The sequence below is a fragment of the Streptomyces exfoliatus genome (assembly GCF_000725545.1).
GTDB classification, from domain to species: Bacteria; Actinomycetota; Actinomycetes; order Streptomycetales; family Streptomycetaceae; genus Streptomyces; species Streptomyces exfoliatus.
Genome location: NZ_JNZP01000003.1, coordinates 122,992 through 138,385, shown reverse-complemented (window position 1 = coordinate 138,385; position 15,394 = coordinate 122,992). Strand labels below are relative to the sequence as shown.

The 15,394-nt window shown below is 71.7% G+C and carries 16 protein-coding genes; 9 read left to right on the top strand and 7 right to left on the bottom strand.

All coding sequences use genetic code 11. The annotated features are described in order from the left end of the window. The first annotated feature begins 46 nt into the window (after window positions 1–46). A complete protein-coding gene (locus IO20_RS0105580; RefSeq protein ID WP_397792558.1) occupies window positions 47–367 on the top strand; it encodes a hypothetical protein in 321 nt (106 codons plus the stop codon). Window positions 368–424: 57 nt separating this feature from the next. Further along, window positions 425–640, top strand: coding sequence for a hypothetical protein (locus tag IO20_RS0105575; protein WP_030211884.1), 216 nt, complete (start codon window positions 425–427; stop codon window positions 638–640). Window positions 641–659: 19 nt separating this feature from the next. Here the strand turns inward: IO20_RS0105575 and mscL are convergent, their stop codons facing one another. From mscL to IO20_RS0105545, 6 genes are all read right to left on the bottom strand, one after another. After that, complete coding sequence (gene mscL / locus IO20_RS0105570; RefSeq protein WP_037634712.1) at window positions 660–1,187, bottom strand: large conductance mechanosensitive channel protein MscL; 528 nt, start codon at window positions 1,185–1,187, stop codon at window positions 660–662. A 117-nt stretch (window positions 1,188–1,304) separates the two neighbouring features. Beyond that, entirely contained in the window at window positions 1,305–1,886 is a 582-nt protein-coding gene (locus IO20_RS0105565; RefSeq protein WP_245684872.1) for a hypothetical protein, read from the bottom strand. A gap of 123 nt (window positions 1,887–2,009) precedes the next feature. Continuing rightward, complete coding sequence (locus IO20_RS0105560; RefSeq protein WP_030546607.1) at window positions 2,010–2,855, bottom strand: S-methyl-5'-thioadenosine phosphorylase; 846 nt, start codon at window positions 2,853–2,855, stop codon at window positions 2,010–2,012. 97 nt (window positions 2,856–2,952) lie between these two features. Continuing rightward, entirely contained in the window at window positions 2,953–3,294 is a 342-nt protein-coding gene (locus tag IO20_RS38290; RefSeq protein ID WP_078945851.1) for an FmdB family zinc ribbon protein, read from the bottom strand. 68 nt (window positions 3,295–3,362) lie between these two features. Beyond that, window positions 3,363–4,634, bottom strand: coding sequence for an MFS transporter (locus IO20_RS0105550; RefSeq protein WP_030546605.1), 1,272 nt, complete (start codon window positions 4,632–4,634; stop codon window positions 3,363–3,365). 266 nt (window positions 4,635–4,900) lie between these two features. Continuing rightward, the gene (locus tag IO20_RS0105545; RefSeq protein WP_030546603.1) at window positions 4,901–6,424 is read right to left on the bottom strand and encodes a potassium/proton antiporter; all 1,524 of its coding nucleotides are present in this window, start codon (window positions 6,422–6,424) and stop codon (window positions 4,901–4,903) included. Window positions 6,425–6,683: 259 nt separating this feature from the next. Here IO20_RS0105545 and IO20_RS0105540 point away from each other — a divergent pair, with 259 nt between their 5' ends. Next, a complete protein-coding gene (locus IO20_RS0105540; RefSeq protein WP_030546602.1) occupies window positions 6,684–9,431 on the top strand; it encodes a penicillin acylase family protein in 2,748 nt (915 codons plus the stop codon). Here IO20_RS0105540 and IO20_RS0105535 read toward each other — a convergent pair. After that, window positions 9,421–10,026 (bottom strand): 5-formyltetrahydrofolate cyclo-ligase, encoded by a 606-nt coding sequence (locus IO20_RS0105535; protein WP_030546600.1) that lies wholly within the window; start codon window positions 10,024–10,026, stop codon window positions 9,421–9,423. The two genes, IO20_RS0105540 and IO20_RS0105535, sit on opposite strands and share 11 nt — an antisense overlap. A 104-nt stretch (window positions 10,027–10,130) precedes the next feature. On the opposite strand from IO20_RS0105535, the gene galU reads away from it, so the two are divergent. From galU to sepX, 6 genes are all read left to right on the top strand, one after another. Then, on the top strand, window positions 10,131–11,042 hold the full coding sequence (galU, locus tag IO20_RS0105530; RefSeq protein ID WP_030224051.1) for a UTP--glucose-1-phosphate uridylyltransferase GalU: 912 nt from the start codon (window positions 10,131–10,133) through the stop codon (window positions 11,040–11,042). A gap of 4 nt (window positions 11,043–11,046) precedes the next feature. Then, a complete protein-coding gene (gene glp / locus IO20_RS0105525) occupies window positions 11,047–12,402 on the top strand; it encodes a molybdotransferase-like divisome protein Glp (protein WP_051874288.1) in 1,356 nt (451 codons plus the stop codon). 57 nt (window positions 12,403–12,459) lie between these two features. After that, complete coding sequence (moaC, locus tag IO20_RS0105520; RefSeq protein ID WP_030546596.1) at window positions 12,460–12,945, top strand: cyclic pyranopterin monophosphate synthase MoaC; 486 nt, start codon at window positions 12,460–12,462, stop codon at window positions 12,943–12,945. 14 nt (window positions 12,946–12,959) lie between these two features. Further along, a complete protein-coding gene (locus IO20_RS0105515; protein ID WP_078945857.1) occupies window positions 12,960–13,502 on the top strand; it encodes a MogA/MoaB family molybdenum cofactor biosynthesis protein in 543 nt (180 codons plus the stop codon). Next, window positions 13,499–14,110, top strand: coding sequence for a GNAT family N-acetyltransferase (locus IO20_RS0105510; RefSeq protein WP_030224059.1), 612 nt, complete (start codon window positions 13,499–13,501; stop codon window positions 14,108–14,110). The genes IO20_RS0105515 and IO20_RS0105510 overlap by 4 nt, the downstream gene beginning before the upstream one ends. Before the next feature lie 137 nt (window positions 14,111–14,247). Further along, window positions 14,248–15,300: a divisome protein SepX/GlpR gene (gene sepX, locus IO20_RS0105505; RefSeq protein WP_030546592.1), complete on the top strand. Its 1,053-nt coding sequence runs from the start codon at window positions 14,248–14,250 to the stop codon at window positions 15,298–15,300. The last annotated feature ends 94 nt before the right edge of the window (window positions 15,301–15,394 follow it).

Here is a 15,394-nt window from a genome sequence, read left to right as displayed (position 1 = left end):
CAGGCCCCCGGAGGCCCCCCGGCCTCCCGCGTACACCCCGGGCAGCATCCAGCCGCGACTGAACCGGCCGGTGCGCGAGCGGTACCCGCAGATCCGTGCCACCAGCGGATACGGCGATCCCCGCGTCCGGCACACCGGGCCGGGCCCTGGAGCGGGTACGGAGCAGGAACCGGAGCGCTCCTCGAAGCTGTCCGCGCGGCTCGCGCTGGCGCTCACGGTCGTCATCGGCCAGCTCTGGGGGCTGACGATCGTGGTGGACGAGTGGATGGCCGGCGACACCGGCACCGCCTGGTGGGGCGCGGGCTTCCTCGTCCTGTCGTTCCTGATGGTGCTCGGCCTCTGGGCCGTCGACCCCAAGGACCGTTGAGCAGAGATACGCAGATCAGCGGGGTGCGGGGCGGGGCAGCGGGCGTACCCTGAAGGTATGAGCACCGCCCCCGCCCACGGACCGCGAGACGCGAAGCGACCCGGTCCGCATCCCACGACCGAGACGAAGCCGGTACTCGTCTTCGACGATCCGCTGGACCAGCAGTCCGCGGACGACACGGACCGTGGCTGGGGAGAGCGGCCTCCGGCCGGCGGTGACAGTGCCGCCGACCTCGCGCGCTTCCTCGACGAGAAGCCGCCGCACCACCTCTGATCCCGGCATGTACTGCCGGTCAGGAGGTGGAGTGCGTTCCCGAGGCCGTACCGGAGCGTGACCCGTTGGAGTTCGGTCCGGCGCCCCCACCCGTGAGCGGGCCGCGCTGGGCGACGAGGTGGTCGCGGATCTCCTTGAGCACCTCCAGCTCGGTGATCTCCATGGTCTCCGCGACGCTCTCCTTCGCCTTGTCCTGCGCGGCGCGCTTCGCGAGGATCTTCGCCATCGGCAGGACCATCAGGAAGTAGACGACGGCTGCGGTGATCAGGAAGCTCAGCACCGCGCTGAGGACCAGGCCCCACTGGATCTGGATGCCCTGCATCTCGCCGTCGACCACCCGGCACGGGTCCTTCAGACAGGACGCGTAGCTCTCCAGGTTCTTCGTGCCGAAGGCGCCGACGAACGGGTTGATGATGCCCTTGACCACCGAGTTGACGATGTTGGTGAACGCGGCACCGATCACGACCGCCACGGCGAGGTCGATCACGTTGCCACGCATCAGGAAGGCCTTGAAGCCTGCCAGCAAACTTTCCTTGTTCTCGGCCACCAAGGTGCCTTTCGTCGCTTGTGCTGCTGCTGTGTGCGGAGCCATTACGCCGTGATCGACGCAGAAAGGTCCAATCCGTACACACGGAACGGTGACTTGACAGGCAGTCAGTGCGAATCAGCACACCGTCACCGCCAGTTGGGACGTGACACCGGCACCCGCGAGGGTCGCCGCCGTCGACCGCGGCACGGACAGGACGACGAGCGCCCCTCCGTCCGAACGAGTCTCACCCGGGTCCGGAACTTCGGCCACTCGGGCGCCCGTCGCGACCACCCGGGCCTCACCCGCCGTGCCGAGCGGCGAGTTGGGCGCGGCGATCACGTCGACCCGGTCGCCCGGGCGCAGCAGCCGTACGGTCGCGGCGTCGGCGATCCGGACCGGAGCGGACACGAGACGGACGGCGACGGGCGGCCGCGCGCGGGCGGCGACGGCGGCGGTAGCCGGATCCCCGGCCGGAGCGCCCGGTGGCGGGGCGCCGGAGGCGACGGCGAAGGCAGCCGCGACGAGGGCGAGGAGCACCGCCGGCGCCCACCGCCCCCGGCGGAGCGCCCTGCGGAGCCGCTGCCGGCTCCCTCGTACCCGAAGGGGCTCGAACTCCGGCACCACGCACGCGGCGGGAAGGGAGGCGGGGGCGAAGGAGGAGAAGAGGGAGGTGGGGGAGGAGGAGTGGGAGGAAAGAGGGGAGAGGGGGGCCGTCATCGTGAGGTGCCGCCGTCCTGGTCGGGAGTGGAACGACCCCCACTCTCCCGGCCGCGCCCGCTCCCCGCTCCGCCCTGGGGATCGCCCGACGGCTGTGGACAACCCCCTCACCCTCCAGGGGGTTCACGGCAGCTCGATCCCCAGGTCCCAGCCGTCGTGCGCGTGCGTGCACAGGCAGTCCCGGTCCGCGGACGCCGGCAGCGCGCCCACCGCGTCGAACAGCACCTCCCGCAGCCGTCCCACGTTCTCGCCGAACACCCGCAGCACCTCCGTGTGCGAGACGCCCTCGCCGGTCTCGGCGCCCGCGTCCAGGTCGGTGACGAGCGCGAGCGAGGTGTAGCAGAGGCCCAGCTCGCGGGCGAGGACGGCCTCCGGGTGCCCTGTCATGCCGACGACCGACCAGCCGGCCGCCGCGTGCCACCGGGACTCGGCCCGGGTGGAGAAGCGGGGCCCCTCGACCACGACCATCGTGCCGCCGTCGACCGGCTCCCAGCCCCGCCCCCGGGCGGCCTTCACCGCGACCCGCCGCCCGTCGGGGCAGTAGGGGTCGGCGAAGGTCACGTGGACGACGCGGGGCACGACCCCGTCCGCCCGCCGCTCCCCGTCGAAGTAGGTCTGCGCCCGGGCCTTCGTACGGTCGACGAGCTGGTCGGGGACGACGAGCGTGCCCGGCCCGTACTCCTCGCGGAGCCCGCCGACGGCGCAGGGCCCGAGGATCTGCCGTACGCCCACGGAGCGCAGGGCCCAGAGGTTGGCGCGGTAGTTGATGCGGTGCGGCGGGACGCTGTGGCTCCGGCCGTGCCGGGGGAGGAAGGCGACCCGCCGGCCGGCGATCTCGCCGAGGAAGAGGGAGTCGCTGGGGCTGCCGTACGGGGTGTCGACGGACACCTCCGTGACGTCCTCCAGGAACGAGTAGAAGCCGGAGCCGCCGATCACACCGATGTCCGCGTACGCGCCGTGGGTCGTCATGCCGGTCAGCCTAGGCGGCGTGTCCGGAGAACCCCGAGGGCCCCGTCGCACACTGCGACGGGGCCCTCGGCGGAAAGCCGGAAAACTGGAAATGCGGTCAGGCGGCCGAGCTTCCGGTGCTCGACGAGGACGTCGAGGAGGCGGAAGAGGACGCCGAAGCGGTCGACGCGGCCGGCTTGGCGTCCGACGTCGAGGACGACGAAGGGGCCGAGGACGACGGGGTCGAGGACTTCGACGCGGCCGGCGAGCTGCTGGACGACGAGCCGCGGCTGTCGTTCCGGTAGAAGCCGGATCCCTTGAAGACGATGCCGACGGCCGAGAACACCTTCTTCAGGCGTCCGTTGCAGCTGGGGCACTCGGTCAGCGCGTCATCGGTGAACTTCTGCACCGCCTCGAGGCCTTCGCCGCACTCGGTGCACTGGTACTGGTAGGTCGGCACTTGTCTTCCTCCTGGCACTCACACTCATCGAGTGCTAACGACGATCCATACTGACGTATTCCGCGGGATCAGTCCACCGCCACCGGCACGCGGTGACCGATACCACGTGCCGCGACCCGGCTGGTCTCGCGCGGCCGCAGCCGCGACCGCAGGGCCAGGAGCGTGGCGAGGGCGAGCACGGTGCCCGCCATCGGGACCAGGAATCCGGCGCTCGATCCCTGGGCGTCGGCGAGGCGCCCGGCGACCGTGACGGCCGCGGCCTGGCCGAGCGCGACGGCGCCGGTGAGCCAGGTGAAGGCCTCGGTACGGGCCGAGGCCGGGATCAGGGTCTCGACGATGGTGTAGCCGGTGATCAGGGCGGGGGCGATGCACAGCCCCACGACCAGGCCCAGGGCGCCGAGGAGCAGCACCGAGTGCGCGGTCCACAGCAGGGACGCGGCGACGGTGAGGCCGGCGTATCCGAGGATCAGGCGGTGGCGGGGGCCGATCTTCCAGGCGACGGTGCCCATGGCGATGCCCGCGAGCATGTTGCCGGCGGCGAAGACCCCGTACAGCAGGCCGTTCGCGCCGGGGTTGCCGATCTCCTCGGTGAAGGCGGTGAGGGAGACCTGCATGCCGCCGAAGACCGAGCCGATGCCGAGGAAGGCGACGATCAGGACGCGGACACCGGGGATGGAGAGCGCCGAGCGGCGGGGTTCGGCGGAGGTGGCCGAGGCGGCGCCGAACGCGGGCTGGGTGGCGCGCTGGGCGGCGAAGAAGAGTCCGCCGACGAGGGTGAGGGCGGCCTCGGTGATCAGGCCGGCGGCCGGGTGGACGCCGGTGCACAGGGCGGTGGCGAGGACGGGTCCGACGACGAAGGTGAACTCGTCCGTGACGGACTCGAAGGCCGCGGCCGTCGGCATCAGCGGGGTGCCGTCCAGCTTGGCGGCCCAGCGGGCCCGGACCATCGGTCCGACCTGGGGCACGGAGGCACCGGCGGGCACGGCGGCCAGGAACAGGGCCCAGAGCGGGGCGCCGGTCAGGGCGAGCACCACGAGCAGGGAGACGGACGCGGTGTGGATCAGGACGCCGGGGACGAGGACGGCGCGCTGGCCGAAGCGGTCGGCGAGCTTGCCGCTCTGCGGCGCGAACAGCGCCATGGAGACGCCGGTGACGGCGGCGACCGCGCCGGCGCTGCCGAAGGAGCCGGTGGTGTGCTGGACGAGCAGGACGATGCCGATGGTCAGCATCGCGAAGGGCTGCCGGGCGGCGAAGCCGGGGAGCAGGAAGGACAGCGCACCGGGGGTGCGCAGAAGCTGCCCGTAGCCGGGTCGCTTGTCGTAGTTGACCGTGGACGCCACGGTCCTGGCCTTTCTGCCGCCTGGTAGCGCGCCCCGGCACGGTGGTGCGGGTGTCGCCGAGAGCTGTCCTCATGCGCGTTACTGCGGTAGATACCGGGCCGGCCCCACTGCGGAGGGGCGCCACGGCCGCCATACGGTCGCGCCAGCTCTGCGTCAGGCAGAGTTGGTTCGATCAGGTGTGCCTTCATGGTACAGGGAGGAGCGTCTTCCTGCCTGGGAAAACGCTCCTCCCTTCAATTTATGCCTCGGATCAACCGTCTGTTCGCTCACGCGGACGGCTTTTTCTCCTGGTGGCCGTGCCGGTGGAACCGCAGCGCCGTCCCCGAGGGGCGCGAGGCCGCCGTGGCGCCTCCGGTGCCGAGCCAGCCCGCGAGCTTGCCGCCCTGTCCGACCGCGCGCAGTCGCCGTTCGGTGCTGTCCCGTACCGGGTCGGTGGCGACGACGAGGAGTTCGTCGCCGCGCCGAAGGACGGTCGTGGGGCCGGGGACGAAGCTCGCCTCCTCCCGTACGACGAGGGTGACGGCCGCCCCGGCGGGGAGGCGCAGCTCGGCGACCTCGACACCGTGCATGCGGGAGTTCTCCGGGATGGCGACGGAGAGCAGGTGGCCGCGGAGCCGTTCCAGGGGGGCGGACTCGACGCCGAGGTCGGAGGCCTCCGAGCCGTCGCCGAGCTTCAGGGCCTTCGCGAGCCAGGGCAGGGTCGGGCCCTGGACGAGGGTGTAGACGACGACGAGGACGAAGACGATGTTGAAGATCCGTTCGCTGCCCTCGATCTGCGACACCATCGGGATGGTGGCGAGGATGATGGGCACGGCGCCGCGCAGTCCAGCCCAGGACATGAGGGCCTGTTCCTGCCAGGGGATCCGGAAGGGCAGCAGGCTGACCAGGATCTCCAGGGGCCGCGCGACCACCGTCAGGACCAGGCCGATGACGACGGCGGGCCAGAAGTCGTGGACGAGCTCGTGCGGGGTGACGAGCAGGCCGAGCAGGACGAACATGCCGATCTGGGCGATCCAGCCGAGTCCCTCGGCGAAGCCGCGGTTCGCGGGCGCGTGCGGCAGCTTGGCGTTGCCGAGGATCATCGAGGCCAGGTAGACGGCGAGGAAGCCGGAGCCGTGGGCCATGGCGCCGGCGGCGTACGCGACGACGGCGATGGCCATGACGGCGATCGGGTAGAGGCCGGAGGCGGGCAGCGCGACGTGCCGGAGCCCGTAGGCGCCGAGGAAGCCGACGGTGAGGCCGACGGCGACGCCGATGGCGAGTTCGAGGGCGATCGTGCCGACGAGGACGTACCAGTGGTCGACGGGTCCCGCGGTGGAGAAGGCGACGACGAGGATGACGACGGGGGCGTCGTTGAAGCCGGACTCGGCCTCCAGGACGCCGGTGACCCGTGAGGGCAGCGGCACCTTGCGCAGGACGGAGAAGACCGCCGCGGCGTCGGTCGAGGAGACGACGGCGCCGATGATCAGGGCCTGTCGCCAGTCGAGGCCGACGAGGTAGTGGGCGGCGGTGGCGGTGATGCCGACGCTGACCGCGACGCCGAGGGTGGAGAGGACGACCGCGGCCGGGAGCGCCGGCTTGATCTCCTTCCACTTCGTGCCGAGGCCACCCTCGGCGAGGATGACGACAAGGGCGGCGTAGCCGATGACCTGCGTCAGTTCGGCGTTGTCGAAGGCGACGTTGCCGATGCCGTCCTGGCCTATCGCGACGCCGATGCCGAGGTAGAGGAGCAGGCTGGGGAGGCCGCTCCGGGACGAGATCCGTACGGCCGCGACTGCGATCAGCAGCACGAGGGAGCTGATGAGCAGGAGTTCGTTGAGCTGGTGGACAGTCAGTGGCCGTTCCTTCCCCTCACAAGCAGCTGGATCGTTCCTCCAGCGGCCGACACTTCGTTACCTTACCTAATCTTTAACGTTTTCTTGACGCCTTCCGCAGGGTTCTTCGCTCGCCAGTACGGTTCTCTTCCCGACACCGCGTCCGGGCCGTCCGGACGCTGCGCCTAAGGTTGCTCCCGTACTCCAGGACCACCCTGCCCCTCGAAGGACAGCGATGCCCTCCAACACGACCGCGCCTCCCGCCAAGAAGAAAGGGCGGCGCGCCCGCCTGATCCTCCTCGTCCTGGTCCTCGCCCTGGTCGCGGGCGTCGGATTCGGCGGGTTCTGGGGTGTGAGCACCGTCCGGGCCTCGTTCCCGCAGACCACGGGCGAGATCCGGCTCGACAGGCTGTCCGGCGAGGTCGAGGTCAAGCGCGACGCGAACGGCGTCCCGCAGATCTACGCGGACAACGAGACGGACCTCTTCCGCGCCCAGGGCTACGTCCAGGCGCAGGACCGCTTCTACGAGATGGACGTCCGGCGGCACGTGACCGCGGGCCGGCTCTCCGAGATGTTCGGCGAGGGCCAGGTCGAGACCGACTCCTTCCTGCGCACCCTCGGCTGGCGCCGGGTCGCGCAGCAGGAGTACGACAAGGTCCTGTCGGCCGAGACGAAGAAGTACCTCCAGGCGTACGCGGAGGGCGTCAACGCCTATCTGAAGGACCGGGCCCCGGCCGACATCTCCGTCGAGTACGCGGCCCTGGCCCTCACCAACGACTACGCGATCGAGCCGTGGACGCCGGTCGACTCGGTGGCCTGGCTCAAGGCGATGGCCTGGGACCTGCGCGGCAACATGCAGGACGAGATCGACCGCTCGCTGATGACGAGCCGGCTGAGCGCGAGCCAGATCAAGCAGCTGTACCCGGAGTACCCGTACGCGCTCCACCAGCCGATCGTCCCGAAGGGCGCGGTCGACGAGGACAGCGGAAAGTTCGACCCGAAGGCCGAGGCCGGCGAGGCCGACGGCGCGACCACCGGCGAGACCCCGGGCAACGGCCCCGGCGGCTCGGACGGTTCGGGTCAGGGGATCGAGTCCCAGCTCGGCGCGCTCTCCGAGGTCCTGGACGGCATCCCCGCCCTCCTCGGACCCAACGGCAACGGCATCGGCTCGAACTCCTGGGTCGTCTCGGGTCAGTACACGACCTCGGGCAAGCCGCTGCTCGCCAACGACCCGCACCTCGCGCCCCAGCTGCCGTCCCTCTGGTACCAGATGGGTCTGCACTGTCGCTCGGTCTCGGCCACCTGCCGCTACGACGTCTCCGGCTACACCTTCTCCGGCATGCCCGGTGTGATCATCGGCCACAACGACAAGATCGCCTGGGGCCTCACCAACCTCGGCGCCGACGTCACCGACCTCTACCTGGAGAGGATCGGCCCGGACGGCTACCTCGTCGACGGCAAGGTCAAGCCCTTCACGGTCCGCGAGGAGACCATCAAGGTCGCCGGCGGCAGCGACCGGACGATCACCGTCCGCTCCACCGAGCGCGGCCCGCTCGTCTCCGACCGCTCCTCCGAACTGGAGAAGGTCGGCCAGCAGGCCCCCGTCGGCAACTCCGCCCCCGACCGCGGCACCGGCTACGGCGTCTCCCTCCAGTGGACCGCGCTCCAGCCGGGCAAGTCGATGGACGCGATCTTCGCGATCGACCGCGCCAAGGACTTCACCACCTTCCGGGCCGCGGCCAAGAACTTCGAGGTCCCGTCCCAGAACCTGATCTACGCCGACACCGAGGGCCACATCGGCTACCAGTCGCCCGGCAAGATCCCGCAGCGCACCAAGGGCGACGGCGCCCTCCCGGCGCCCGGCTGGGACTCCACGTACAAGTGGAAGGGCTACATCCCCTTCGAGCAGCTGCCCTACGAGTACGACCCGGAGCGCGGCTACATCGTCACCGCCAACCAGGCCGTCATCGACCAGAAGACCTACCCCGACCTGCTCACCAAGGACTGGGGCTACGGCTCGCGCAGCCAGCGGATCAACGACCTCATCGAGTCGAAGACCAAGGACGGCGGCAAGATCTCGCCGGACGACATGCGCACCATGCAGACCGACAACCGCAGCGAGATCGCGACCCTGCTCAACCCGCTCCTGCTGAAGATCGACATCTCCGACCCGTACGTCCGCGAGGCGCAGAAGCTCCTCGAAGGCTGGGACTACACGCAGGAGCCCGACTCGGCCGCAGCCGCCTACTTCAACGCGGTCTGGCGCAACGTCCTCAAGCTCGCCTTCGGCGACAAGCTGCCCAAGGAACTGCGGGCCGAGGGCGACTGCATCAACGTCCGTCCCGCCGACGCCACCGGCCCGGTCGACGAGCAGAACAAGCTCGTACGGGAATGCGGCCAGCGCGACCCCGACTCGGCGCAGCCGGACGGCGGCGACCGCTGGTACGAGGTGGTCCGCCCGCTCCTCAAGCAGGAGAAGAACGAGTGGTGGGTCACCCCGGGCAACCGCACCGACCAGGCCACCGAGACCCGTGACCAGCTGCTCGCCCGCGCCATGAAGGACGCACGCTGGGAGCTGACCGCCAAGCTCGGCAAGGACGTCTCCACCTGGAGCTGGGGCCGGCTGCACCAGCTGACCCTCGAGAACCAGACCCTCGGCACCGCGGGACCCGGCGCAGTGCGGCAGCTCCTCAACCGCGGCCCGTGGAACCTGGGCGGCGGCGAGGCGGCCGTCGACGCCACCGGCTGGAACGCGGCCGGCGGCTACGAGGTGATCTGGGTGCCGTCGATGCGGATGGTGGTCAACGTCGGCGACTGGGACAAGTCCCGGTGGATCAACCTGACCGGGGCCTCCGGTCACGCCTTCCACTCGAACTACACCGACCAGACGGACGCCTGGGCCAAGGGCGACCTGTTCGACTGGGCCTACGGCAAGGCGGCGGTCGACGCGGCGACGAAGGACACGCTGGTCCTCAAGCCGTAGGGCCCGCCGCGAAGCGGACCACCCCCTCGGGGGTCACCACCGCGTGTACGGGGTGGTCGTGCGGTTCCTCCGGGACCCGCGCGACCACCTCGTCCGCGTAGAGGAGCACCACGAGGGCCGGGTCGGCGCCCGCGCGCGTGAGCCGGGCGAGCACCCGGTCGTACGAGCCGCCGCCACGCCCGAGCCGCATCCCGCGCCCGTCGACCGCGAGGCCCGGAAGCAGGACGGCGTCCGCGGAGCACACGGCCTCGGGACCGAGCCTGGGCCCGACGGGTTCGAGGAGCCCGCGGCCCGCCTTCGCGAGTCGCTCGGGGCCCTCGTACGCGGCCCAGTCCAGGTCGTTGTCGGGGAGCAGGACGGGCAGCAGGACCCGTACCCCGCGCGCGTGGAGGGCGTCGAGCAACGCGCGCGTGCCCGGCTCGCGGCCCACCGACACGTAGGCGGCGACGGTGGACGCCCCGGCGAGTTCGGCGAGTTCCAGTCCGTGGCGGGCGAGTGACGCGGCCGTGTGTGCCAGGGAAGGGGCGTCCAGCGTCGCGCGCGCGGCCAGAAGTCGGCCCCGCAGCAGGGTCTTTTCGGACATCTCAGGTGTCATGACGGCCTCGTCTGCATTCACAAAACTCTTGTAACTGGCTTTATGTGGAGGAAGTTAACCGAACCCACATCTTCCTCTCATTCCGAACGGCTAAGGTGCACCGCATGAATCAGTCGCTCCCCAGGCTCGGCCGGATCAGCAAGGCTGTCATCCCGGCCGCCGGCCTCGGCACCCGCTTCCTCCCGGCGACCAAGGCGACGCCGAAGGAGATGCTGCCGGTCGTCGACAAGCCGGCCATCCAGTACGTCGTCGAGGAGGCCGTCGCGGCCGGCCTCTCCGACGTCCTGATGATCACCGGACGGAACAAGCGTCCCCTGGAGGACCACTTCGACCGGAACTACGAGCTGGAGGAGGCCCTGAGCCGCAAGGGCGACGCCGAGCGCCTCTCCAAGGTCCAGGAGTCCAGCGACCTCGCCACCATGCACTACGTGCGCCAGGGCGCCCCGCGCGGCCTCGGCCACGCCGTGCTCTGCGCCGCCCCGCACGTCGGCGACCAGCCCTTCGCGGTCCTCCTCGGCGACGACCTGATCGACCCCCGCGACCCGCTGCTCTCCCGGATGGTGGAGGTCCAGGAGCGGGAGGGCGGCAGCGTGATCGCCCTCATGGAGGTCGAGCCCTCGCAGATCCACCTGTACGGCTGCGCCGCGGTCGAGGCGACCGTCGACTCGGACGTCGTGAAGGTGACGGACCTGGTCGAGAAGCCGGACGCGGACGAGGCGCCCAGCAACTACGCGATCATCGGCCGCTACGTCCTGGATCCGGCCGTCTTCGGGATGCTGCGGGAGACCGAGCCGGGCCGCGGCGGCGAGATCCAGCTGACCGACGCCCTGCAGAAGCTCGCCTCCGACGAGAAGATCGGCGGCCCGGTGCACGGCGTCGTGTTCAAGGGGCGCCGCTATGACACCGGTGACCGCGGTGACTATCTGCGTGCCATTGTCAGACTCGCGTGCGAACGTGAAGATCTGGGACCGGACTTCCGGGCCTGGCTCCGGAGATACGTCAGCGAGGAGATGTAGGACCTTGAGCAGCAGCGCGGCACCGTCGCCGTCCCACGACGACCACGACCACCAGCAGGGTGCGGACCCCTGCGCGGGCCCGGCCCGCGGTCTGTGGTCGGTGGACGAGCACCTGGCCGACATCCTCGCGACCGTCGGCCCGCTCGAACCCATCGAACTGCAACTCCTCGACGCGCAGGGCTGTGTCCTCGTCGAGGACGTGACGGTGCCGGTCGCGCTGCCCCCCTTCGACAACAGCTCCATGGACGGGTACGCGGTCCGGGTCGCCGATGTCTCCGGTGCCACCGAGGAGTTCCCCGCCGTCCTCACCGTGGTCGGCGACGTCGCGGCGGGCGCGGACGGCCTGCCCGAGGTCGGCCCCGGCCAGGCCGCCCGCATCATGACCGGCGCCCCGCTGCCGCCCGGCGCCGAGGCCGTCGTCCCCGTCGAGTGGACCGACGGCGGTACGGGCGGGGGCGCGGCCACCGGCATGACCGCTGCCAGCGCCGCACCCGAGGGCGCGGCCGGCGAGGTCCGGGTGCACCGGTCCGCCGAGGCCGGCGCCCATGTCCGCAGGGCGGGCAGCGACGTACGGGCAGGGGAGCTCGCCCTCGCGGCGGGCACGGTCCTGGGCCCGCCGCAGATCGGCCTGCTCGCGGCCATCGGCCGGGGCACCGTGAAGGTCCGGCCCCGCCCCCGGGTCGTCGTCATGTCCACCGGCAGCGAGCTGGTCCAGCCCGGCGAGCCGCTGGGCGAGGGCCAGATCCACGACTCCAACAGCTTCGCGCTCGCCGCGGCGGCGCGGGACGCGGGCGCCCTCGCCTACCGGGTGGGGGCCGTCGCCGACGACGCGGAGTCGCTGCGCGCGACGATCGAGGACCAGCTCATCCGGGCCGATCTGATCGTGACCACGGGCGGGGTGAGCGTCGGCGCGTACGACGTGGTGAAGGAGGCGCTGACCGCCGACGGGCAGGTCGACTTCCGCAAGCTGGCCATGCAGCCGGGCAAGCCGCAGGGCTTCGGCGCGATCGGCGCCGAGCAGATCCCGCTCCTGGCGCTGCCGGGCAACCCGGTCTCGTCGTACGTCTCCTTCGAGCTGTTCGTCCGTCCCGCGATCCGCGCCCTCATGGGCGTCGAGGACCTGCACCGGCCGCGGGTGCGGGCGGAGCTCGTCGCGGACAAGGCGCTGTCGTCACCCGCCGGGCGCCGCCAGTTCCTCCGGGGGACGTACGACCCGGAGGCGGGCACCGTCACCCCGGTGGGCGGCGCGGGCTCCCACCTGATCGCGGCCCTGGCGCACGCGGACTGCCTGCTCGTGGTCCCGGAGGACACGGAGACGGTGGACCCGGGCACCGAGCTGGAAGTGGTCCTCCTCGGCTGAGGGGGCGAGGGTGGGGGTACGGTGTCGTCCCACACAGCGACCGGGAGTGTCACGGCCATGAGCACGCAGCAAGGTCTCACCCACATCGACGAGGCGGGCGCGGCCCGCATGGTCGACGTATCGGCGAAGGACGTCACGTCCCGCACCGCCCGTGCCAGCGGGCGGGTGCTCGTCTCGCCGCGCGTGATCGAGCTGCTGCGCGGGGAGGGCGTCCCGAAGGGCGACGCGCTCGCGACCGCCCGGATCGCCGGGATCATGGGTGCCAAGAAGACCCCGGACCTCATCCCGCTGTGCCACCCGCTGGCCGTCTCGGGCGTGACCCTGGACCTGGCGGTCACGGACGACGCGGTCGAGATCCTGGCCACGGTGAAGACCACGGACCGCACGGGCGTCGAGATGGAGGCCCTGACGGCGGTCTCGGTGGCCGCCCTGACGGTCGTCGACATGATCAAGGCGGTCGACAAGGGCGCGGTCATCTCCGACGTACGGGTGGAGGAGAAGACGGGCGGCAAGTCGGGCCACTGGACGAGGGCCGAGGCGTGACGCGCGCGGGCCGGGTGGCGGGGACCCACGAGCACGAGGAGCCCGCCGGGGCACCGGAGGAGGTCCCGGCCGCGGCCTACCGCGCGCTGGTCGTCACCGCCTCCAACCGGGCCTCCGCCGGGGTCTACGAGGACAAGGGCGGCCCGCTGATCGCCGAGGGCCTCACCCGGATGCGGTTCGCCGTGGACGGTCCGCAGGTCGTCCCGGACGGGGCGCCCGTCGAGGCGGCCCTGCGCGCCGGGGTCGCCGCCGGGTACGACGTCATCGTCACCACCGGCGGTACGGGCATCTCGCCCACCGACGAGACGCCCGAGGTGACCCGGCGGGTCCTGGAGCGGGAGATCCCGGGCATCCCGGAGGCGATCCGCGCGTTCGGCCGGGAGAAGGTGCCGACGTCGGCGCTCTCGCGCGGCCTCGCGGGGGTCGCGGGCGGCACTTTGATCGTGAACCTGCCCGGGTCGTCCGGCGGGGTGCGTGACGGCCTGACCGTCCTGGAACCGATCCTCCGGCACGCCGTCGACCAGATTCGTGGCGGCGACCATCCGAGACCGTCGTGATCCCGTCCTGGCCTGTGGTCCTCGTGGACGACGAGGTGGTGCTCCGCCCGATAAGGATGCGCGACCACGCGGCCTGGCGTGAGGTGAACCGGCGCAACCGCGAGTGGCTGCGGCCCTGGGAGGCGACGGTCCCGCCGCCGGCTCCCGGCGGCCCGGTCGCGCAGCGGCCGACGTACCGTCAGATGGTCCGCCATCTGCGGTCGGAGGCGAACGCGGGCCGGATGCTGCCGTTCGTGATCGAGTACCGGGGGCGGCTGGTCGGCCAGTTGACGGTGGCCGGCATCACCTGGGGTTCGATGTGCTCCGGGCACGTGGGGTACTGGGTGGACAGCGAGGTGGCCGGGCGCGGGGTGATGCCGACGGCGGTCGCGCTCGCCGTCGACCACTGCTTCCGCTCGGTGGGCCTGCACCGCATGGAGGTCTGCATCCGCCCGGAGAACGGCCCTTCGCGCCGGGTCGTGGAGAAACTCGGCTTCCGCGAGGAGGGCATGCGCCCCCGCTATCTCCACATCGACGGCGCGTGGCGGGACCATCTGGTCTTCGCGCTGACGGCGGAGGAAGTGCCGGAGGGACTGTTGCGCCGCTGGCGCCAGAACAGAATAAAATAGATGTTCGAATTCAATCGGTAGTTGTCAGGCAAACGATCTGAACAATCACAAAAAAGTTCAGTGATATCAGCCAGATCGTGCGACACACCGGGCCAATTGGCCGATGCCGTCACGCGAACCCCTCTACCGTGTGAACCGTGAGCAGCAGCGGCCTCATCTACGCAGTCATCGTCGGGGCCTGGGCCGCCTACTTGGTGCCGATGTGGCTCCGCAGGCAGGACGAGCTGAACGAAGCCCGTCCGACGGAACGCTTCAGCACCGCCATCCGGCTGCTTTCCGGACGGGCGGGCATGGAGCGCCGGTACGCCAAGGAGCTCAAGGAGCGGGACCGTACGGCGGAGGGTCCGACGCCCGACGTGGACCCGGACGCGGAGACCGAGCATCTGAGCTCGGTCGACGTCCGGGCCTTTTCCGCGCCCGCGGCCAGGACGGAAGCGCGCCTGGAACTCCCGGAACCCGAACCGGAACCCGCGCCTCACCAGGCCCAGGCGCAGGCTTCGGCGCCCGCACCGGCCCGCCCGGCCACCGGCGCCGCCGCCGAGCGCGCCCGCCGCGGCAAGGTCCTCGCCCGGCGCCGGCGCACCACGACGCTCCTCTTCGCGGGATTCACCCTCGGCGCGGTCGTCGCGGCCGTCGGCGGCGTCGCGTTCCTGTGGGCGCCGGCCGTCCCCGCCCTGCTGCTCAGCGCGTACATCGTCCATCTGCGGGTCCAGGAACGACGCCGCTTCGTGTACGTGATGGACCGCCGGCGCGCCGAGGCCGCCGCGGCCCGGCTCCGCGAGAGCAGGCGCCCGGCCCCCACGCCCGAGCCGTCCCCCGAACGCACGGCGGCCCCCTCCCCGCAGGAGGCGGACCGGCGCGCCCTGGTCGAGCAGACCGACCACGCGGAGTGGGTCGACCAGCAGCGCGACCGCGGCCCGGCCCGCGGCGACAGCTGGGACCCGGTGCCGGTCCCGCTCCCCACGTACGTCACCGCCCCGGTCGCCCCGCGCGCCACGAGCGGCATCGACATCACGGACCCGGAGACCTGGAGCGCGGCCCGCTCCTCGACGGCGGCCGACCCGGCCCCCGCGCCGTCCCCGGCGCCCCGCCAGCGCACCACCCAGCCCCGCCGCGGCCGCGACCACGGCCGCACCCCCCTCTTCGACCAGTACGCCGACGACGACCGCCCCCGGGCGGCCAACGAATGACCCCGGCCGGGGGCCGGCGACGGCCCCGGCTGACCTGCGGCGGAAGCGATTTTTGTTCTCGTCGATCGGGATGCTAATGTTTCACACGTCGCAA

Bases quoted from the DNA above. Each gene is read 5' to 3' on its own strand.
- galU (WP_030224051.1), top strand. From the start codon at position 10,131: ATGAATCAGTCGCTCCCCAGGCTCGGCCGGATCAGCAAGGCTGTCATC.
- IO20_RS0105565 (WP_245684872.1), bottom strand. From the start codon at position 1,886: ATGACGGCCCCCCTCTCCCCTCTTTCCTCCCACTCCTCCTCCCCCACC.
- IO20_RS0105560 (WP_030546607.1), bottom strand. From the start codon at position 2,855: ATGACGACCCACGGCGCGTACGCGGACATCGGTGTGATCGGCGGCTCC.
- IO20_RS0105540 (WP_030546602.1), top strand. From the start codon at position 6,684: ATGCCCTCCAACACGACCGCGCCTCCCGCCAAGAAGAAAGGGCGGCGC.
- moaC (WP_030546596.1), top strand. From the start codon at position 12,460: ATGAGCACGCAGCAAGGTCTCACCCACATCGACGAGGCGGGCGCGGCC.
- IO20_RS0105575 (WP_030211884.1), top strand. From the start codon at position 425: ATGAGCACCGCCCCCGCCCACGGACCGCGAGACGCGAAGCGACCCGGT.
- IO20_RS0105535 (WP_030546600.1), bottom strand. From the start codon at position 10,026: ATGACACCTGAGATGTCCGAAAAGACCCTGCTGCGGGGCCGACTTCTG.